General features: G+C 66.4%; 15 protein-coding genes and 2 riboswitches. Of the genes, 10 read left to right on the plus strand and 5 right to left on the minus strand.

Annotation, left to right across the window (positions count from 1 at the left end):
• Positions 1-35: 35 nt before the first annotated feature.
• Entirely contained in the window at positions 36-1,079 is a 1,044-nt protein-coding gene (locus OIU93_RS16175; RefSeq protein WP_264271094.1) for an NAD(P)-dependent alcohol dehydrogenase, read from the minus strand.
• 404 nt (positions 1,080-1,483) lie between these two features.
• On the opposite strand from OIU93_RS16175, the gene panD reads away from it, so the two are divergent.
• A complete protein-coding gene (gene panD / locus OIU93_RS16180) occupies positions 1,484-1,906 on the plus strand; it encodes an aspartate 1-decarboxylase (protein WP_264271095.1) in 423 nt (140 codons plus the stop codon).
• A 48-nt stretch (positions 1,907-1,954) separates the two neighbouring features.
• Positions 1,955-3,643, plus strand: coding sequence for a long-chain-fatty-acid--CoA ligase (locus tag OIU93_RS16185; protein ID WP_264271096.1), 1,689 nt, complete (start codon positions 1,955-1,957; stop codon positions 3,641-3,643).
• A 73-nt stretch (positions 3,644-3,716) separates the two neighbouring features.
• Here the strand turns inward: OIU93_RS16185 and OIU93_RS16190 are convergent, their stop codons facing one another.
• Positions 3,717-5,618: a metallophosphoesterase gene (locus tag OIU93_RS16190; RefSeq protein WP_264271097.1), complete on the minus strand. Its 1,902-nt coding sequence runs from the start codon at positions 5,616-5,618 to the stop codon at positions 3,717-3,719.
• 191 nt (positions 5,619-5,809) lie between these two features.
• Positions 5,810-5,875: riboswitch (guanidine-III (ykkC-III) riboswitch) on the plus strand.
• 11 nt (positions 5,876-5,886) lie between these two features.
• Between OIU93_RS16190 and OIU93_RS16195 the strand changes: the two genes are divergently transcribed.
• Positions 5,887-6,204, plus strand: a complete 318-nt coding sequence (locus OIU93_RS16195; protein WP_264271098.1) for a multidrug efflux SMR transporter — start codon at positions 5,887-5,889, stop codon at positions 6,202-6,204.
• A gap of 541 nt (positions 6,205-6,745) precedes the next feature.
• The gene (locus tag OIU93_RS16200; protein WP_264271099.1) at positions 6,746-7,156 is read left to right on the plus strand and encodes a DUF302 domain-containing protein; all 411 of its coding nucleotides are present in this window, start codon (positions 6,746-6,748) and stop codon (positions 7,154-7,156) included.
• A gap of 23 nt (positions 7,157-7,179) precedes the next feature.
• Here the strand turns inward: OIU93_RS16200 and OIU93_RS16205 are convergent, their stop codons facing one another.
• Together OIU93_RS16205 and OIU93_RS16210 are read right to left on the minus strand one after the other, a co-directional pair.
• Positions 7,180-8,061 (minus strand): matrixin family metalloprotease, encoded by an 882-nt coding sequence (locus tag OIU93_RS16205; RefSeq protein ID WP_264271100.1) that lies wholly within the window; start codon positions 8,059-8,061, stop codon positions 7,180-7,182.
• 202 nt (positions 8,062-8,263) lie between these two features.
• The gene (locus OIU93_RS16210; protein WP_264271101.1) at positions 8,264-10,822 is read right to left on the minus strand and encodes an ATP-dependent Clp protease ATP-binding subunit; all 2,559 of its coding nucleotides are present in this window, start codon (positions 10,820-10,822) and stop codon (positions 8,264-8,266) included.
• Positions 10,823-11,619: 797 nt separating this feature from the next.
• A riboswitch (cyclic di-AMP (ydaO/yuaA leader) is annotated at positions 11,620-11,813 on the plus strand.
• A gap of 234 nt (positions 11,814-12,047) precedes the next feature.
• Between OIU93_RS16210 and OIU93_RS16215 the strand changes: the two genes are divergently transcribed.
• The 3 genes from OIU93_RS16215 to OIU93_RS16225 all read left to right on the plus strand — a co-directional run bounded on the left by OIU93_RS16215 (position 12,048) and on the right by OIU93_RS16225 (position 14,728).
• Positions 12,048-12,854 carry a M23 family metallopeptidase gene (locus OIU93_RS16215; protein ID WP_264271102.1) on the plus strand — a complete coding sequence of 269 codons (807 nt, stop codon included), beginning with the start codon at positions 12,048-12,050 and terminating at the stop codon, positions 12,852-12,854.
• A gap of 254 nt (positions 12,855-13,108) precedes the next feature.
• Entirely contained in the window at positions 13,109-13,663 is a 555-nt protein-coding gene (locus OIU93_RS16220; RefSeq protein WP_264271103.1) for an NAD(P)H-dependent oxidoreductase, read from the plus strand.
• A gap of 111 nt (positions 13,664-13,774) precedes the next feature.
• Positions 13,775-14,728, plus strand: a complete 954-nt coding sequence (locus OIU93_RS16225; protein ID WP_264271104.1) for an acyl-CoA thioesterase — start codon at positions 13,775-13,777, stop codon at positions 14,726-14,728.
• Between the two features lie 95 nt (positions 14,729-14,823).
• On the opposite strand, the gene OIU93_RS16230 is transcribed toward OIU93_RS16225, so the two are convergent.
• The gene (locus OIU93_RS16230; RefSeq protein ID WP_264271105.1) at positions 14,824-16,539 is read right to left on the minus strand and encodes an alkaline phosphatase D family protein; all 1,716 of its coding nucleotides are present in this window, start codon (positions 16,537-16,539) and stop codon (positions 14,824-14,826) included.
• A 149-nt stretch (positions 16,540-16,688) separates the two neighbouring features.
• Here OIU93_RS16230 and OIU93_RS16235 point away from each other — a divergent pair, with 149 nt between their 5' ends.
• The 3 genes from OIU93_RS16235 to OIU93_RS16245 all read left to right on the plus strand — a co-directional run bounded on the left by OIU93_RS16235 (position 16,689) and on the right by OIU93_RS16245 (position 20,067).
• The gene (locus OIU93_RS16235) at positions 16,689-17,138 is read left to right on the plus strand and encodes an SRPBCC family protein (protein ID WP_264271107.1); all 450 of its coding nucleotides are present in this window, start codon (positions 16,689-16,691) and stop codon (positions 17,136-17,138) included.
• 87 nt (positions 17,139-17,225) lie between these two features.
• Positions 17,226-18,665: a glycosyltransferase family 87 protein gene (locus OIU93_RS16240; RefSeq protein ID WP_264271108.1), complete on the plus strand. Its 1,440-nt coding sequence runs from the start codon at positions 17,226-17,228 to the stop codon at positions 18,663-18,665.
• The gene (locus tag OIU93_RS16245; protein ID WP_264271109.1) at positions 18,655-20,067 is read left to right on the plus strand and encodes an NAD(P)/FAD-dependent oxidoreductase; all 1,413 of its coding nucleotides are present in this window, start codon (positions 18,655-18,657) and stop codon (positions 20,065-20,067) included. Before OIU93_RS16240 ends, OIU93_RS16245 begins: the two co-directional genes overlap by 11 nt.
• Positions 20,068-20,220 lie beyond the last annotated feature (153 nt).

Genomic DNA, 20,220 nt, shown 5'->3' on the forward strand with positions numbered 1-20,220 from the left:
CCCGCGTGCCGCCGCCGGGGGAGGCCGTGCGGAACCTAGGCCAGCGTTGCCGCGTCGATGACGAAGCGGTAGTGGACATCGGAGGCGAGCACGCGCTCGTAGGCCTTGTTGATGTCCTGGGCCGCGATGACCTCGACCTCGGCGGCGATCCGGTGCCCGGCGCAGAAGTCCAGCATTTCCTGGGTCTCGCGGATGCCGCCGATCATCGAACCGGCAAACGAGCGCCGGCCGGTAATCAGTGAAAACACGTTGACCGGCAGCGGCTCGGCCGGGGCGCCGACGTTGACCAGCGCGCCGTCAAGGGCCAGCAGCTGCAGGAAGGCGCTGATGTCGATACCGGCGCTGACGGTGTTGATGATCAGGTCGAAGGATCCGGCGAGCACCTCGAACGTCTCGGGGTTTTCCGTGGCGAAGTAGTTCCCGGCACCCAGCTTCAGGCCGTCTTCCTGCTTCTTGAGCGTCCGCGACAGCACGGTGACTTCCGCGCCCATGGCATGGGCGATCTTGACCGCCATGTGCCCGAGTCCGCCGAGCCCAATCACCGCGACCTTCTTGCCCGGTCCGGCGCCCCAGCGGCGCAGCGGGGAGTAGGTGGTGATGCCGGCGCACAGCAGGGGAGCGGCGACGTCGAGTTCCAGGGCGGCGGGGATGTTCACCACGAAGTCCTCGTTCACCACAACGGCCGTGGCGTAGCCGCCCTGGGTGATGGTTCCGTCGACATCCGTGGCGCCGTAGGTCCCGATGTTGCCCAACAGGCAGTACTGCTCCTCGCCGGCGCGGCAGTGGACGCATTCGCGGCAGGAGTTGACCATGCAGCCAACGCCCACGCGGTCGCCCACGGCGTGCCGGGTGACCGCGGCTCCGACCTCGGTGACGATGCCGGCGATCTCGTGGCCCGGGACCAGCGGGTACTGCTGTTCGCCCCATTCCCCGCGGACGGTGTGAATGTCCGAGTGGCAGATCCCGGAGTACTTGATACTGATCAGCACATCGTGCGCCCCGACCTCGCGGCGGTCGATGAGGGTGGGAACGAGGTCTTCCGTGGCGGACGGTGAGGCGTAGGCGTTGACTTGAAGCATGGTTCTCCGTTTTGCGATAGGAAGGTTTCACTGCGGGACGGATACAAAGAGGCGCAAGGCCGCCTGCCGCGAGACGGCAGGATTTCGGTCCGCACCACGTGGTGCGTCGATCCGTCCCAGTCAATCAAATCATCATGGGCAATCGCTGAGGGAGGCCCCGCCGAGGCGTGTACTGGCAGGGTATGCCCGGGTGCCGCCGCGACGGTCCGGTTCCGAGTCAGGCATCCGATGGTTATCCACGAACGCGGTTCCCTGACTCCAAGTACGTCACAGACAACCGGAAGCCGGCGCGTCTACAATGTCTTAGGCGCCGGAACACTCACTGCACCAAGCCGGTGGCCCGGGGATGGCATCCAAGGATGAATGCCGCCCCCAGCACAACCCCCTTCCAGGAGATCCCCCCTATGCAGCGCACCATGTTCAAGTCCAAGATCCACCGCGCCACGGTCACGCACGCGGACCTGCACTACGTCGGATCCATCACCATCGATGCCGACCTTTTGGACGCGGCTGACATCCTTCCCGGGGAACTGGTCTCGATCGTGGACGTCACCAACGGCGCCCGGCTGGAGACCTACACGATTGCCGGGGAGCGCGGTTCGGGGGTCATCGGCATCAACGGCGCCGCCGCCCACCTGGTCAACGTGGGGGACCTGGTCATCATCATCACGTACGCCTCCATGACCAACGCCGAGGCCCGCGCCTTCAAGCCGTCCGTGGTGCACGTGGACGAACACAACGCCATCCGCGCGCTGGGCACCGACCCCGCCGAGGCGCTCGCCGACGGCCTGGAAACCCCGCCCTTCGCCATCTTCGCCGACGCCTGAGAATCCGCCAGGTCTCTCCCCTGCCGTGAGAAGCGGCATGATGGAACCATGGAGAACACCGCCGCGCACCCTTGGACCAAGAACTACCAGCCGGGCGTCCCGGCCGAGATCGAGCTGCCCACCGAATCCCTGAGCGCGATGTTCGAGCGTTCCGTCGCCGAAGCCGGGGACAGTCCCGCCACCGAGTTCTTCGGGAAGCGCACCAGCTACCGCGAGCTCGGCGAGCAGGTGGAACGCGCCGCCGAGGGGCTGCGCCGACTCGGCGTGCGCGCCGGGGACAGGGTCGCGCTGATCCTGCCCAACTGTCCGCAACACGTTATTGCCTTCTACGCGGTGCTGCGGCTGGGCGCGGTGGTCGTTGAGCACAACCCGCTCTACACCTCGCGCGAACTGCGCCACCAATTCGAGGACCACCAGGCCCGCGTCGTCATCGCCTGGGACAAGGCGGCCGAATCGGTGCGTCAGTTCCCGAAGGACATGCGCATCGACACCGTGGTCTCGGTGAACCTGCTCGAAGCCTTCCCGGCCGTGAAGCGCATGGCGCTTAACCTGCCAGTGAAGAAGCTCCGCGCTTCCAAGGCCGCGCTGACCGCGCCCGCCCCCGGGACCATGGCCTTCAAGGACCTGCTCAAGGCCGAGCGGATCGATGCCGCCCATCCGCGCCCGGGCGTGGAGGACCTCGCGGTCATCCAATACACCTCCGGGACCACGGGAAGGCCCAAGGGTGCGATGCTCACCCACTTCAACCTGTACTCCAACGCCCTGCAGGGCGAGGCCTGGATGGCCGGGGCGCGGGAACGCCAGGAGATTCTCTACGCGATCCTGCCGATGTTCCACGCCTTCGGCATGACCCTGTACCTGACCTTCGGCGTGAAAAAGCAGGGTCTGCTGGTGCTCTTCCCCAAGTTCGACCCCGACCTGGTGCTTCAGGCCATGAAGAAGTCACCGGCCACCGTGTACTGCGCCGTCCCGCCAATCTACGAGCGCACGGCCCTGGCCGCGAAGGCCAAGGGCATCTCGCTGCGCTCGGCCAAGTACTGCATCTCCGGGGCCATGAACCTGCCCGATTCAGTCGTAGAGCTGTGGGAGTCGGTCTCCGGCGGCCTGCTGGTGGAGGGCTACGGGATGACCGAGTCCTCCCCGGTGGCCCTGGGCAACCCCTTCCACCCGACCCGGCGCACCGGGACCATCGGGGTGCCGTTCCCCTCGACGGACATGAAGGTCGTGGACTTGGATGACGCGTCGATCGAGGTGGCCCAGGGCGAGCCCGGCGAGTTGCTGCTAAAAGGCCCACAGGTGTTCGCCGGTTATTGGAACAACCCGGAGGAGACTGCCAAGACGCTCACCGCCGACGGCTGGTTGCGCACCGGGGACGTGGTGACGGTTGATGCCGAGGGCTTCACCACGATCGTGGACCGAGCCAAGGAACTGATCATCACCGGCGGCTTCAACGTCTCGCCGACCGAGGTCGAGTCCGTGCTGCGCGCCCACCCGGATGTGTTGGACGCCGCCGCGTTCGGCAAGGCGTTGGAACGCGGCGGGGAAATGGTGGTTGCCGCCGTGGAGCTGGAGCCCGGGACGGAATTGGACGAGGACGCGCTGCGCGAGCACTGCCGCGGACAGCTGGCGGGCTACAAGGTGCCCAAGCGGATCGTGGCCATCGATCAGATGCCGCGCTCCATGCTGGGCAAGATCCTGCGCAAACAGGTCCGCGAACAGGTCGCACCCGGACTGTAGGAACCCACGCGAAAGCCCCGGGACGAATGCGGCATCGGCCGCATCCGTCCCGGGGCCCTCTTGCTTTCGGGCCCTACTTCTTGGCGGTTCCGTCGGCGCCGACGGCGAATTCCACGACGTCGTCGTAGACGCGGCGTTCGGTCTTGACCAGGTTGTAGTCTTCGTCGAGGACCGGAAAGAGGTAGATGGGGCTGAGCTTGATCTTCGCCCCGTCGCCCTGCCGGGTGATGTCGATCTGCAGGTGGCCGTAGTGCAGGCCGCCGTCAAGAAGCTGCGGGGTTCCGTTCTCGTCGGTGGCCCAGGTCTCGGGCTGGTTGGCCGCGGCGGACCACTTCGAGTGGGTGTTGAAGCGCAGCGGCTCGTACTCGCCCTTCTCGTTTTTCACCTGCTGCTCGCCGCGCAGCCCGTCGGAGGCGACGCCCACGTCGTAGGAGTGGAAGCCCTGCCCGTCGCCGTCGCCGTCGACCCAGGAGCGCTCGAACATCTCGTCGTGGCCGGAGAGCACCGTGGCCACCCCGTACTTCTCAAAGAGCGGGGAGTAGGCGCGCATCGCGGTGCCGGACTGGTTGTCAGCGTGTTCGTGGTTCGGCGGCGTTCCGTGCACGCCCGAGGAGTAGGCGGCGTGGTGGAACTGGACGATCACGATCTGTCCCTGTTCGCGGGCCTCGGCCAGCTGCTTCTCGGCCCACTTCCACTGTTCGCCGCCGACCGACATGTTGGGCAGGTCGGAATCCTCCGCGGTGGTGCCCGCGAAGAGTTCGGTGTAGGCCTTGTCATAGTCGGCGTCGGTGAACTCGCCCTGGGTGTCGGTGGAGAGGTTCTCCGCCGTGAGGTTGGAATCGTCCCCGGAGAAGGGTTCGCCGGAGAGGGTGCCGGTCTTGGTGTTCTCGTCCGGTTCGCCGTTGGTCGAGTCCAGGGTCAGCACCGTCACCGGCCCGTGGTCGGTGCGGTAGTAGGAGCCCTTGGCCGCAGGGTTGGCGGCGTCCCCGTCGTTGTCGAAGTAGGAGAGGTACTTGTTCCGGGAAATGACCGCGGGCGACTGGTCGGCGGGCGAGCCGTAGCCGCCGTTAATCCCCGCATAGGTCTCCCAGTTGCCCAGCGCCGTCACCAGCGGGACGTTGGAGGCAAGGTCGCCGTGTTCGCCGGCGAAGTAGCCAAAGAATTCGTCCCAGGCAGGCTGGTAGCCCGCGCCCTGGACCAGGTCGCCGGCGATGAGCATCAAATCCGGGTCGGCCGCCTCGATCGCCGCCATGTTCTCGCGCATCGCGGTGTCCTGGCTGAGCGGGTAGCGAAGCGTGAAGTCGCCGTAGCGGGTGGTGGAGCCGAACTTCTGCGCCCAGTCGGAATCGCTTCCGGGACGCTGTTCGGAGTCGGGCGTGTAGCCGTTGACCGGGTTCAGTTCCCACTCGCGGTGCTCGACGCGGCCCATGGGTTCGGTCTCGGAGTCGGAGAACGCGATCAGCCGCAGGTCTTCCCAGGACTCGGCGTCGGGTGCGGTGGTGAAGGTGCCCTCATGGCGCTTGCCGCCCTGGGCGACGGTGTAGTTGTAGTCCTTGCCGGCCTTCAGTCCCTCGATGGTGAGCGTGTGCTTGTAGTTGGTGTTGGCCTTGAGCCAGGAACCCTTCACCAGACCGCTGATGCTTTGGTCCAGTTCCTTCTGGGTGTATTCCATCAGCGGCATGTACTTCGGGGTCGAGGTGAGCACCCGCTGGTTGCCCGCGCCCTGGCCCTTGCCGTTGCCGATGCCCGGACCGGTGACGCTCAGGGTTCCCGGGTCGGCGGTTTCGCTGATCCAGCTGATGGTCATGGCATCCGGCTTCGGGTTCTGCAGGTAGGGCAGCACGCGGAAGCCGGGCTGGGCGTCGCGGGTGCCGACGGTGCTGTTGGCCGGTGCGGTGGCGGCGCCGGCCGGCGTGGCCAGCAGGGGCGTGGCCAGAACGGCAAGTGCCAAGGCAGCGGACAGGGACTTCTTCATGTTTTGCCTCACGGTGCGGTGTTGGATTGGCGCGGCCGGGGGAGCGGCGCGCGAACCCATCCTCCCCGACCCTCACCAACCGAAGATGGCGCGCCGGTAAACATGCGGTGACCGCGGGGAGCCCTGTTGAGGTGGGCGTTCCGGCTCGACGTCCGCCTTGCCCCGGAGCTGCGATCTGTGAAAATCTGGGAAGAAGCCTCATGACAGGGGTTCCGGACGATGGGTGCCGTACCCGGTGTGCGACAAGACGGCCCGCGAGGAGTCAGTCATGTCTTGGTTTATTCTCATTGTTTCCGGTGTTCTCGAAGCCGTGTGGGCCACCGCGTTGGGTAAATCCGAAGGGTTAAGCCGGTTGGCGCCCACCGTTGTATTCGCCGTGGGACTGGTGTTGAGCATGGCCGGCCTGGCCTATGCGATGAAGGAACTGCCACTCGGTACCGCCTATGCGGTATGGGTCGGAATCGGTGCGACGCTGACGGTCGTTTACGCGATGGCCACTGGCACCGAGACGATCTCGATCCTGAAAGTGCTCTTTCTGCTGATGATCATCGGCGGCGTTGTTGGCCTCAAGTCCCTTCACGCCTGAGCTCGGTTCATCGCAACCTCGATGGGCCGGAAAGGGTCCGGCGGTTCCCATATGCTCGCCTGTTGTGAGATGTTTTCACGCATCCCTTGCCTGGTTCGCCAGGTGGAGCATAGGTTTGGGGGACTGTCGGGCGTTTCCTTGGGGGAGAAGCTATGGATCACTATGAATGCTTGGGGGTGGGACGTGCTGCATCGCCCCACCAAATCAATGTCGCTGCCAGGTTTGCCTTATGGCGCAATGGCACCAACGCTCTTGAATGTCGGCGGATCATGGCTGCATGGTTCGTCGTGGGGGACCCGAACCGACGGTTCGACTACGATTTCTGGCTAATGTGCAACCCTGGACCCAGGGAAACCTTCGTGCCTGTGGAACGAAAGAACGCCACGGAACAGGTGCCATGAATAGAACAACCCCCAGGCAGTGCCGGGCGTGGTGATTGTTGGCCGAGGGGCAGACAGCGTCTTGGATCGCGGCTAGGCTGGGCCGCAAACACCGGCAACCCGACGCGCACGGCGCTGGGGAGAGCGAGAGGACCACTGACATGGGCTACACGCACAGCATCACCGTTTCGCTGGACTGGGAGGAAGCAGTGGCCCGCACCAAGGATGCACTGGGGCGCCAGGGCTTTGGGGTGCTGACCGAAATCGATGTGCGCGCCGTCCTGACGGCAAAGATCAGCGCCGAATCGGCCGACCGGATCGGCGACTACCTGATACTTGGGGCCTGCAATCCGCATCTGGCCAATCGGGGATTGCTCACCGAGCCCGAACTTGGGGCCTTGTTGCCGTGCAACGTGGTGGTCCGCAGGGCACTGGACGCGACCGAAACCACGATAGAGACCATTGACGCGCAGGTCCTGTCCCGCATTAGTGGGAACCCTGCCATTCGCGAGGTAGCCGCCGATGCCGATACCCGCCTGAAGGCGGCGCTGGACCAGTTGCGCGGCACCTGAACGATCCAACTCCTGGTGTCGATTTAGAGTTGCGGAACGCAGGCGCAGGCGCCCAGTAGGGCAAGGCCCTCCCGGTCTCCTTCTGCCAGTGTTGTCCGGTCATTCCGGCCGCCGTACATCAGCTGGTCCGGTTCATTGACATGGTCGAGTCCCAGGACGTGCCCGAGTTCGTGGATGACGACCGCACGGACCAGTTCGGCACCTCCCGGATATCCCAGGATTGGGACCAGCCCCGGGGCATCCAGCATCACTTGTCCGGCCACGTAGACGAAGGGGTGCCCGGGCGTGTGGGCGTATTCGCTTCCGCCCAGGCCGCCCACATCCCCCGTCAATCCGGGTGTTTCCTCAGGGTCGGACCAGGTGAGCAGAACTGGCGCCCAGCGCTCCCCGTAGCGCCCGGGCTGGTACCTGTCCCGTTCCCTGCTTGGCCCCTCCGCCGTGGGGCCGTCATAAACGAAGCGCAGGCCGCTGGCTGCCGAAACCTCGGCGACCGCCTCGTGGATCAGGACCTCGCCGCCGACCGGGGAGTTCTCCGGACGAATCACGTAATGGACGGGGCGGCACGGATCGTAGGCGACGAAGTCCTGCCGGGGGTCCGGGGATTCCTGCAGCCGGAACGCGCCGGAACCGGTACCGGCCGGCGGCTTGCCCAGTGGTTCGGCGGCTGCCTCGACGCCCGGTGGCGGCACCTTTGACCAGGGAAGCAGGGGAACGAGCGCCGGCATGATGTGGCGGTCCAGGATCGCGGGGCTGTAGTAGAGCCCAACCAGCAGCGTGATGACCAGTCCGAGGTTCCATGTGCGGCGAACAGGTCTGGACCTGCGGCGTCTGGCGGGTCGTTTTCGCCCGGTGGCGCGGTTGCGGGGTTGTAGCGCTGCCGCCCGGCGCGCTTCCTGGTCAAGCACCCATGGTGGAACCCTCCCGCTCCGCGGGCGCTGATCCTGGTTTGCAGGCCAGGGATTGCGGTTCCATTTTTTCTCGCGTGGCATATAACCCCCAAGGTTTGTGCCTGTGCGGGGCTCCCCAGCCCCACACAACCCAGCATAGGCCGAAGACGCGACAAAGGGGGCGGGAAATTCTTCCCGCCCCCTTTGGCTTCCTTCCCGGCTACGCCGCGAGTGCAGCTTCCCGGCCGGCCGAAACGTGCAGGCCCGATTCGTCGGCTGTCACCGTCACGGTGCCTCCCGCGGCCAACTCATCGGAGACCAACAGGTCCGCGACCTTGTCGTCGAGCTCGCGCTGGATGACCCGGCGCAGTGGGCGGGCGCCGAACTCCGGCTCGTGGCCTTCGGCGGCGATCCAGGCGACAGCCGCCTCGTCCACCTCGAGGCCGATGCCGTTGGCGGCAAGCCGGGCCTCGGTGCGGCGCAACTGCAGCCGCACGATCCCGCGCAACTGCTCCGCCTCCAGCTTGCGGAACAGCACCGTCTCGTCGATCCTGTTCAGGAACTCCGGACGCATGGTCTCACGCAGCCGGCCCATGACCTTGGCGCGCAGCTCGCGCTCGGAGCCGGTGCCGGAATCGCTACCGAAGCCCAGCGGGGCGCCTCGGCTCGCCAGGAACTCGGATCCCAGGTTGGAGGTCATGATAATGACGGTGTTGCGGAAGTCGACGGTGCGGCCCTGCCCGTCGGTGAGCCGGCCGTCGTCGAGCACCTGCAGCAGCAGGTTGAACACGTCGGGGTGCGCCTTCTCCACCTCGTCCAGCAACACGACCGAGTAGGGGCGACGCCGGACGCGTTCGGTCAGTTGCCCCGCCTCGTCGTAGCCGACGTATCCCGGAGGGGCGCCGACCAGCCGCGAGACCGTGTGGCGCTCGCCGAACTCGCTCATGTCGAAGCGCACCATGGCGGACTCGTCGCCGAAGAGCGAGGCCGCCAGCGCCTTGGCCAGCTCGGTCTTGCCCACGCCCGTGGGGCCCAGGAAGAGGAAGCTGCCGACCGGGCGGTTTTCGTCGCCCATCCCGGTGCGGGAGCGGCGAACCGCCTTGGCAACGGCAGCCACAGCATCGTCCTGCCCGACGACCCTGTCGTGGAGCTCGTCCTCCAGACGGGCCAGGCGTTCCTTGTCGTCCTCCGTCAGCCGCGCGGCGGGGATGCCGGTGGCGCGGGCGATGACCTCGGCGATCTGGGCTTCGTCGACCACCGCGTCGGCGGTGCCGGTGCCGGACTCCTCGGTCTCGGCCAGCCGGGCAGAGATTTCCTCGGCCTCGTCGCGCAAACGCGAAGCGTCCTCGTAGCGTTCCTCTGCCACCGCGCGGTCCTTGGCGGCTGCGAGTTCGGCTATCCGCGACTTCAGCGCCACGGTGTCGATGCCCGGTCCGCGCTTGAGGCCCAGCCGGGCACCCGCGGTATCGATCAGGTCGATGGCCTTGTCCGGCAGGAACCTGTCGGTCACGTAGCGGGCCGACATTTCCACCGCGGCGCGGATCGCCTCGTCGGTGTAGGTGACCCGGTGGTGCTGCGCGTACCTTTCCTTCAATCCGTGCAGGATCGTTACGGCGTCCTCAATGGAGGGCTCGCCGATGGTCACAGGCTGGAAGCGGCGTTCCAAGGCGGGATCCTTCTCGACCTTGCGGTATTCGGCCAGCGTGGTGGCGCCGATGAGGTGAAGTTCGCCGCGGGCCAGCCGTGGCTTGAGGATGTTGCCGGCATCCATGGAGCCCTCGCCGCCTGAGCCGGCGCCCACCACGGTGTGCAGCTCGTCGATGAAGACGATCACTTCCCCGTCCTGCGCGGCGATCTCGTCCATGGTCTGGGTCAGGCGCTCCTCGAAGTCGCCGCGGTAGCGGGTGCCGGCGACCATGGCCGGCAAGTCGAGCGCGATGATGCGCTTGCCTGCCAGCTGATCCGGCACCTCGCCGGCGACGATGGCGCGGGCGAGGCCCTCGACAACGGCGGTTTTCCCGACGCCGGCCTCGCCGATCAGCACCGGGTTGTTCTTCGTGCGCCGGGCCAGGATCTCGATGGTCTGCTCGATCTCCTGCGTGCGGCCGATCACCGGGTCCAGCCCGTCCTCGGCGGCCCGGGCGGTCAGGTCCATGCCGAATTTCTCCAGCAGTGGCGTCTCACCCTTGGCGGGCTGGTTGGCCTCGGCGGATTTCCGCTGGGTCGGAGATGAACCGGAGCGTTGTTGTTCGGCACCCTCGGCGGCGGCCTGCAGGGTCTGCGGAGTGACTCCGGCGGCGCCGAGCACCTGCCCGGCCGGGGATTCGGTGTTGAGCACGAACGCCAGGAACAGGTGTTCGGGATCGATGTAGGTTGAGCCGAAGGCGCGGGCGACCTGGTAGGCGTCGAGCAGGGCGCGCTGGGCCGATGGGGTCAGCGCGGGAGCGGATTCGGAGTGTCGCGGCCCGGATTCGGGCAAGCGCTGTTCGGCGTCGCGGGCAATCGCTCCGGCGTCGGCCCCGGAGCGGCGCAGGGCCTCGTCGACGGGCTCGATCTCGAGCATCACGCGCAGCAAGTGCAGCGCGTCGATGTCGGTGTGGCCGTGTTCAACGGCGAATTGCGCGGCACGGGTCAGTACCTCGTGCGTGTGGCGGCTGAGCAGTCGGGTGATGTCGACGGGGCGCCCGAAGCGGCTGGTGCGCTGGCCTTGCAGGTAGCGCGCCAGGAAATCCTCGAAAGAGCCGTTGCCGGCGCCGGATGGGCCAAAGAATGCTGGCATGTTTCCTCCTATTGGATACTTGAGTGCTCTTGGCTCAAGTTAACGCGGATGCCAACAGGATATTCCCGGGCATGATTCCGGCGGGGCAATGTTCGCCGACGGCGAGATGCCGGGGGCGACGGCCTGGAGATGCTTTCAGCACGGCAGCACGGAATATGCCTGCTTCAGGGTGTCACCAGCCGCTTGCCCTTCAGGCAAGCGGCTGGTGGGGGACGGTGGTCCTTCTTGCCCGAGGCGTGGAGGTGCCAGTGTTCCCTTTTCCGCACGCCGAGACGCAGGCAGGTGATAGTCCTGTCCATCAACAAGGACTTCGCCGCGGCCACAATGTTCCCGTTAAGGAAGAAGGTCCAACCCAGGATGGATTTGCGGGTCTTCACCTACTGAACCTGCCGCATTATCCGCAACTGGTTGAAGGCGTGGTGATCCGCAATGGAGGGAATCAGCCCGACGACCGGCTTGGACTGCACCATCCGCGCCGCCGCAGAGCCCGGGCCCACCGTCTACTTGATCACATTTAAGCTACCGTCCCGGGGGAGCTCCTGACTATTGCCATCCAGATGGAATCCGGGCTGCTGGCGCAGCCCTACTATGACGCCATCCGACCGGGCTCCTAGTCACCATGGAAAGGGCCGGAAGTCCGCACTTGTGCGGGTATACGGGATCGAGGTAGCGAGAGCCATCGACCGGTGTCGGCATCCACGTATTTGTCCGCCGCATGGATTGATAACGGAATTGTAACTTTTGTATTTACCCTCGTAGGGTTTTACATCGGGTCGCATCTAGGCAACCCAGTCCCGATCCGGTTCGCCCAACCCTACCGGCGGATCGCGGAGTAAAAATTCCCGGTAGGGGCGGAGGACCCAATCAACCGATCCTGGTCTTGCACCATGGATCTCGGGGTGAAGTTGAGTCCACCTTGGTGGGCTCGGCCGAGTTAATCTCATGACTCGAATCCGACAGCTAACTTCGCAGGCGATACATGAGAGGTAATCATTTGACCCAGCACCATAATTCCGCGCGCCGCCGCGCGTCCGGCCCCGTTGATGCCAAGCCCGCCAACGCTTCCATGGAGCAAATCGCGAACGGCGAAAACACTTCCCGGCGGTCGGGCCGCCGCGCACTCGGCGCGGTCCCGGATTCCGCGCAATCCCCGAATGACACGGAGTATGCCGGCCGCCGATTCGTGGCAAGCCTCCGCTATGGAGCGGCCCCGGACGCTTCATCCATGGCCGCCGCCGAAGTCCCTTCCGCATCTGGTGCACAGTCGGTGCCCCTGCCGATGCCTGCGGAAGCCGGCAAACTGGACAGCGTTCGGAAGTTCGCCCCCCGGAACCGGCGCCCCCGCCTCGGGTTGGCGCACAAGCTCGCAGCAGTCGCCGCCGTGTCCGCCCTGGCATTCGCTGCCGCCCCCGCGCAGGAGGCCGAGGAGGTTGCCCCAGAGCCCCAGCGCGTCGCCCAGACCGCCGTCGCGGATGTCAAAGCCCCGGCCAGCGACAAGCTCACGGTCGATCGCGCCTCGGTGACCAGCAAGTTCATCAAGGTGGAAAAGAAGGAAAAGAAGCCGGCCCCTGTCACGACCGTTGCCGCCGCAAAGGTCGCCAAGGACGCCAAGCCGGCGCCCGCCGCCACCGCTGACACCGGAAAAGTCACCAAGCTCGCCCAGCCGGTGGACAGCATCCGGTTGACGTCGCGCTTTGGTTTCCGCAAGAACCCGACCGGTCCGGGGTACATGAACCACAACGGCCTGGACTACGCAGTTCCCATGGGTACGCCGATCAAGGCAAGCGCCGCCGGCACCGTCGTGCAGGCCGAATGGGCCGGCCACTCCGGCAACCGCGTCAAAATCGACCACGGCAACGGGCTGGAAACCAGCTACAACCACAACTCGGCCCTCAAGGTGTCCGTGGGACAAAAGGTCGGGCGCGGCGAGGTCGTCGCCCTGGCTGGCAGCACGGGCAACTCAACAGGCCCCCACCTGCACCTCGAGGTCATCGTCAACGGCAAGTGGGTCAATCCCGAGGGCTGGCTATAACGGCCAGGACTCGCCGATTTTTGGCGGACTTCATTTCGTATACCTCGAGAAGGCGTCCTGCAAAGCTGAAACGATCCAGATCACCACGGCAATGACCGCAAGAACGCCCACGATTCTCCCTACGCGGCCGCTTCCGAGCATCCAAGAATGTGTTGCTCGTCACGGCCGTGTGGGGAATCGAGATGCCCATTGCGTGGTTGACATTGATTGACGCATCAAGCAGCACCCCCCGAAAAAACAGGAGACTTCCTCTTATGGCAACCACCGTCCTGACCCTCGTCGGTTCCCTCCGCAACGGTTCCACCAACCAGCAGCTGGCCGAGGCCACCGTCGCGAACGCCCCTGAGGGCGTTGAGGTAAACCTTTACGCCGGCATCGAGGACATTCCGTTCTACAACGAGGACATCGACGTCGAGGGACAGGTTCCGGCTGCTGCCGTCGCGCTGCGCGAAGCCGCCGGTGCGGCCGACGCCCTGCTGCTGGTTTCCCCCGAGTACAACGGCACCATGCCTGCAGTGCTGAAGAACGCCATCGACTGGCTTTCCCGCCCGATGGGCGCCGGTGCCGTCTTCGGCAAGCCCGCCGCCGTCATCGGCACCGCCTACGGCCAGTTCGGTGGCGTGTGGGCCCAGGACGAGGCCCGCAAGGCCGTCGGCATCGCCGGCGCCACCGTGCTGGAAGACGTCAAGCTCTCCATCCCGGGTTCGCTGGTCCGCTTCGCCGAGACCCACCCGATGGACGACGCAGAGGTTGTCGGCCAGGTTTCGGCAGTGCTCGAGGGCATCCGCGCCGCCGCCGAAAGCAACTAGTCCAGAAATGGCATTGACCCTTCGGGGTCGAAGAGTGCACCTGTGGCCGGTACCTGTTTCGGGTGCCGGCCACAAGCGTCTGCTGCGGCGGCACATGGCTAGTATTGGCACATGAACGACGTGATGACGCTGCGCTTCCTGGCCGCACCGACCGATGTTTCCGAAGACGGGCTCACGGTCCAGGCCGGGCGCGTGCTCGAGTGGATCGACAAGGCCGGCTACGCCTGCGCCGTCGGCTACTCCGGGGGGTACTGCGTCACCGCCTACGTCGGGAACGTCCACTTCACCCGGCCCATCGAAAACGGCGACCTGATCGAGGTCACCGCCCGGATCGTGCACACCGGGCGCAGCAGCATGCAGGTGGTGGTCACCGTCGACGCCGCCGACGTGCGCGAACGCGTCTTCAAGCCCGCCATGGACTGCATCCTGGTCTTCGTGGCAATGGACGAGCAACGCCGCGCCAAGGTGGTCCCGCCCTGGAAGCCGGCCGATGCCGCAGCGGCCCAACTGGCACATGGGGCGGCCGACCGCGTGGCCGCGCGCGCCGAGATCCGCCAGGCCATGCTGGCGCAGGAGTACACGGAGGCCGGCACCGCGCCTCGCGAGAAGTTCAGGTTCCTGGCCTCCCCGACGGACGTGAACTGGGGAGGGAACGCACACGGCGGGATCGTGATGCGCTGGATCGACGAGGTCGCCCGGGCCTGCGCCATGGGGTGGTGCGGGGATGATGCGGTGGCCGTCTATTCCGGGGGCATCCACTTCACCAATCCCATCCACATCGGCGACGTCGTCGAGCTCGAGGCGCGGCTGATCCACACCGGACCGCATTCCATGCACATCGCCGTGCACGTGCGCGCCCGGGACCCCCGCGAAACTCAGTGGCGCGACACCACCCAGTGCATGACCATCTTCGTCGCCCGTGACGAGTCCGGCCGCGCTTCCGCGGTGCGGCAGCTGGTGCCCGTCAGCGAGGAGGACCGGCGGCTGGACGCACACGCCGTGGACCTGGTCCGGCGGCGGGCGGAACTGAGCCCCCTGCGATTCGCCACGGAGCGGGTGTACTGAGCCGGCGGCAAATACCGTACGGGGCAGGTGCGGCCGGGCATCGGACGGTGCCCGCGGTTGCCGGCAGGGCGGTGCCCTGGAGATCCCCGCCCCGTTTACGATTCCGGCGAATGCGTGTGGTCGCCGCGCGCCCGAAGCGAGGCAACCTCCACGGTGTCCAACCTCGGATGCATATGGTCCCCATCCCGGACCACCCCGGTGACCCAGCTGATTTCCAGTCCGTCGCCGGTGGCCTCAATGATGGCCAGGCAATTGTCGAACCACGGCCCCTTGATGCCGCTCCAGGCAAACGGGGGGTTGGGCACGTGCGCCTGGCTCGCCATCCAGGCCCCGAAGGGGACCGCGGGACCCAGCGCCAAGGCTGCGGCAAAGTACCGCAGGAACCGGGGCAGCGGGTTGCGGATCGGGGAACACACGGCCTGCAGGATTCTGCTGCCGCCCTGTCGTTCGACTTCGGAAACGTAGGAAAAGTGCACATCCCCGGAGAGGAACGTGACGGTCTGCGGGACCGGTCCGCGCTTGCCGTCGGCGACCTCCGTGGCAAACCGGGCGACCTCCTGGAAGCTGCTTTGGAAGGCCGCCCAATGTTCAAGGTCGAAGGTCCTGCGCAACCGCTCACCCAGCCAGCCCCGGAGGCTTCTGCGGCTCCCGCTGGAGATGGCCTCATCCCAGGATTCCACGTGGTGCAGGCCCATGGGCAGCAGGAAGGGCAACGAGGTGCCGATCAGCAGGTGGCGGAAGCCGCCGCGCATCCGCCCATCAAGCCAAGCAAGTTCAGTCGGGTCGAGCAGGGCACGCCGCCCGGGGTCCAAGGTGCGTGCTGCCCGGGAGTCAACCACGATCAGGCGCACCGCATCCCAGTCCCGGCAGTAGCTCCAACTGTGGCTTTCGGGTTCCGCGTCGACGCGCTCGGCGAATTCGTCCAGCTCGGCGGTCAGGTCCAGCTCGCCGGTTCCCGTGTGGGCAGCGATGCGCCGCCACAGCGGATCGGCAGCCCGCTGATCGGGGGAGAGGTTTCCGAGGTGCTGATAGATCCAGTACGAACCGATCCCGGAAACCATGCGTTCGTGCCACCAGCCGGTCTTCTGCATCTCACGTTTCCACTCCAGGGATGAGTTCCAGTCGTCGCGGATATCGTGGTCGTCGAACATCATGGCGCTGGGCAGCGTGGAGAGAAGCCAGCGGTTGGCCGGGTCCGACCAGGCCAGGCTATAGAGGTGGGCGTATTCCTCATAGTCCTTCAGCTCTTCCCCGGGGGCTTCCTTGATGTTGCGGCGTCTGCGGATGAACTCCTGCATTTCCAGGCTCGTGGAGTCCGCGTAGACCTGGTCGCCAAGGAACAATGCCAGGTCGGGCCAGCGGCCGTGCTCGAGCCCGGCCATGGAGAGGGCGTAGGCGCGCATTGCGTCGACCCCGTGCGTACGATTGCCCGCTTCGTCATGCGGGACACTGGTGCGACAGGATCCAAAGGCCAGCCGGGGTTCCTTGGCCGGATCCAGGGTGGCGATCATGGAGTCGGGGAACCCGTCCTCGATGGGCCAGACACGTTTTCCGTTCAGGTGCACGGTGTAGGGACGGACGGTTCCCGCCTTTAGCCCGGATACCTCGACCAGCGCGTAGTGGTGGCCGTGGGCACCGAACGTCGCTGCCTGCCAGGAGTCCGCGCCGCAGCGGACCTCGACGGTGCAGGCCATGGCGGTTTCGACCCAGATGCTGGCGGAGGTGTTGTCCACGTGGCGGAGCATGGGGCCGAGCAAAAGGCCCTGGGCGGTCTCCGGGCCGAGGCCGGCCGGTGTGGTTCCAGTGCTCATCGGAATTCTCCCTGGTGGTGCCGGTCAACCCAGAATGGCACACCGGAAACCTCCGGCATAGACCGGAATTCCACCAAAACCCGGACCCCGCCCTCTCGTCCTGGCCCGATGTGCCGCTGCGCGGTGCGGGCAGTGCATAGGATGGGCTGATGAGTCACTCCCGCTACCTGCAGACCCGCCGGCGCTTCATCCCCGCTGCTGCCCCGCACGAGGTCTTCGAGCTGCTCACGAATCCCGAAATGCACCCTGTCATCGACGGCTCCGGAACGGTGCGGGCCTCCAGCGGCCGGTCACAGCGACTGACCCTGGGCAGCGAATTCGGCATGCAGATGCGTCTGGGCGTTCCCTATCGCATCAGCAACACAGTGGTCGAATTCGAGCAGGACCGGACGATCGCATGGAGGCATTTCAGCGGACACCGCTGGCGCTATGAACTCGAACCCCAAGGGTCCGGGACACTGGTCAGCGAAACCTGGGACGCCAGCCGGCTGCGGCACCAGTGGATGCTTCGGCTCCTGGGCTTCACCCGGAGAACCGGGCCGAACATGGAACGGACGCTCGAGCGGCTCGCCGCGCAATTCCCCGGCCGCGCCGAGTAGGGCACTGCGGAAGGGCAAAACACCGAGCGCCACCGTGCGCCACCGCGCATCACGCACCTCCCGGCGCCGGGCACTAGGCTAAAAGCCATGAGCCAACCACCCGCCCCGGGCCCGACGAAGCCACGGCTCGCACCGATGCGCATCACCGTGCCCAGCCGCAGCGACGCCTTCCTGCGCAAGTTCACCGAGGTCATCGGCGGGCCATTGGGCAGGCACTCCAGCCCGGGGCGCATCGCCCCCGGGTTCTTCACCGTCGAACGCGTGCTGGTCATCCTCACGGTGATCGGTGCGTTGCTGGCGGTTCTGGCGAAGAATGCCTGCAGGCTCAATGGCTGGGGCGGCACCAACCCCTATGCGTGGGCGTGCTATTCGGACTGGACGGCACTCTTCCACGCCCGCGGCTTTGCCGAGAACGCGTTCGCCCCCTTCGCCGCCGGCGCCGAGTTCGAATATCCCGTGTTGATGTCAGTCATCGCCTCGCTCACCGCTGCCCTGGTGCCGGCCGGTGAATTCGACAGGTCGCTGGCCTTCTTCGACCTAAACCTCTTCCTGGTGGCGGGCCTGTGGCTCGTCGTCGTCGTGGCCACCGCACGGACCGCCGGGCGCCGCCCCTGGGACGCCGCCATGGTGGCACTGGCCCCGGGGATGGTCCTTGCCGCCTCGATCAACTGGGACATGTGGGCCGTGGCTTGCCTGGCCCTGGCGATGTTGGCCTTCTCGCGGCAAAACACTTTCCTGGCCGGGGTGCTCATCGGCGTGGGGACCGCGATCAAGGTCTTCCCGCTGCTCTTCTTCGGCGCCGTGATCGTGCTGGCCATCCGCACGGGCAGGTACAAGCCGCTCATCGTCTCGCTGGCCGGGGCGGTCCTGGCCTGGTTGGCGGCGAATCTGCCCATGGCCCTCGTGAACTTCGACGCGTGGAAGCACTTCTTCACCTTCACCGAGGACCGCGGGGCGGGGCTGTCCTCCTTCTGGCACATCTTCAACGTCACCGCCGGCGTCGTGCCGCAGATGGCGGAGCTGGATGCCGCCACCATCAATGCGCTGGCCCTGGGGCTCTTCGTGGCCAGTTGTGCCTTCATTGCCTATCTGGGCCTCAACGCCCCGGTGGCCCCGCGGCTGAGCCAGCTGGTGTTCCTCATCGTCGCCTCCTTCATCATGTTCAACAAGGTCTACTCGCCGCAATTCGTGGTGTGGCTGATCCCGCTGGCGGCACTGGCCTGGCCGAAGTGGAAGGACTTCCTCATCTGGCAACTCTTCGAGGTGCTGCACTTCTGGGCGATCTGGATGTACCTCTACGCCACCACCGCCGACATCCAGGCCTCCAACACGTTCCCCACCTCCTTCTACGTCTTTGCCGTGCTGGGGCACATGATCTCCACCGGGTACCTGATGTACCGGGTGGTCCAGTCGATGTACGACCCCGAGCTGGACCCGGTGCGCCGGGTGGGGCAGTCCGATCCGCAGGCAGGTGCCTTTGCCGGGGCGAAAGACCGGTTCGTTCTGGGAGCAAAGCATGGCGCATGACGTTGCGGTGATCGGTGCCGGGCCCAACGGGCTGGCCGCAGCCCTGACGATGGCCAGGGCGGGGCTTTCGGTGCGGCTCCTTGAGCGCAACGACACCGTGGGAGGTGCCGCGCGCACCAGGGGGCTGGGGTACCCCGGGGCAATCCACGACCTGGGCTCGGCGGTGCACCCGATGGCGCTGCTCTCGCCGTTCTTTGCGGAGATCGGCCTGCGGGACCGCGTCGACTTCGTGGTTCCGGAGATCTCCTTCGCCCACCCGTTTCCCGACGGCCGGGCCGGCATCGCCTGGCGGGACCTGGAACGGACCGTTCAGGCGCTGGGCGCGGACGGCAACGGCTACCGCAGAATCCTTGGGCCCGTCGTTGAGCGCATGGCAACAACCTCCGACTTGTTGCTGCATCCGCTGCTGCGGCTCCCGCGGCAACTCGGTGCACTCACGGTCTTCGGGCTGCGCGCGGCCCAACTCATGGTCCCGGGCCTGGGCACCGGCGAACTCGCCGCTGCGATGATTGCCGGGTGCGGCGCCCACACCGCAGGCGGCGGCCGCGGGCCCGCCACCGCAGGTGCCGGTCTCTTCCTCGCTGCCGCGGCGCACTCCGGGGGGTGGCCGATCCCCATCGGCGGCTCGCAGGCGATCTCGGATGCGTTGGCCGGCATGTTCGTTGAGGCCGGGGGGAGCATCGAGCTGGACACCGAGGTCACCGACCTGGCCCAGATCCCCGAAAAGACAGTCCTCTTCGACACCTCCCCGGAGGCACTGGCCTCCATTGCCGGGCGGGTGCTGCCGCAGAAATATAAGAACATCCTCACCGGCACGCGCCGGGCTCCGGGGTCCTGCCTCATCCACTATGTCCTCAACGCACCCGTGCCGTGGCGCAACACCGAGCTTGCCAATGCCGGCACCATCCATCTGGGTGGCACCGCCGCGCAGATTGGGAGGGAGGAGCGCCGGGTGCGCACCGATGTTTCGAGCGCGCCCTACGCGATCGTTTCCCAGCCCAGCCGCTTCGATGCAAGCCGGGCGCCGGAGGGCAAGCACGTGCTCTGGGCCTATTGCCACGTGCCCAACGGAAACCCCGCGGACCTCACCGCCGTAATGGACCGCCAACTGGAGGCCGTGGCCCCGGGCTTCACCGACACCATCGAATACAGCCAGGCGGTTACCGCGCCGGGACTGGCGTCTCAGAACCCCAACCTGGTCGGCGGGGACCTCTCGGGCGGGGCGACCGACATGCGCGGCATGCTGGTCCGCCCCACGCTGTCCACCGATCCGTGGCGGACCCGGGCCAAGGGGATCTATCTGGCTTCCAGTTCAACCCCGCCGGGTCCGTCGGTGCACGGAATGAGCGGCCACCTTGCGGCGCTGAGCGCCCTTGACCACGAGTTCGGGATCCACAGGTAGGCAGCGGGAATCCGCGGGTAAAAAGAATAGGAAAAAACCTATACTCCCTTATACATCCTTGGACTTCACTAGATTCCGCCATGAACCGGGGGAGCTCGGGCCATTTCCCGAGCAAGACGAAGCGTGGGATCAACCATTTGGTGGAGCCGGTCC

Source organism: Paeniglutamicibacter sp. ZC-3 (genome assembly GCF_025847175.2).
GTDB lineage: Bacteria > Actinomycetota > Actinomycetes > Actinomycetales > Micrococcaceae > Paeniglutamicibacter > Paeniglutamicibacter sulfureus.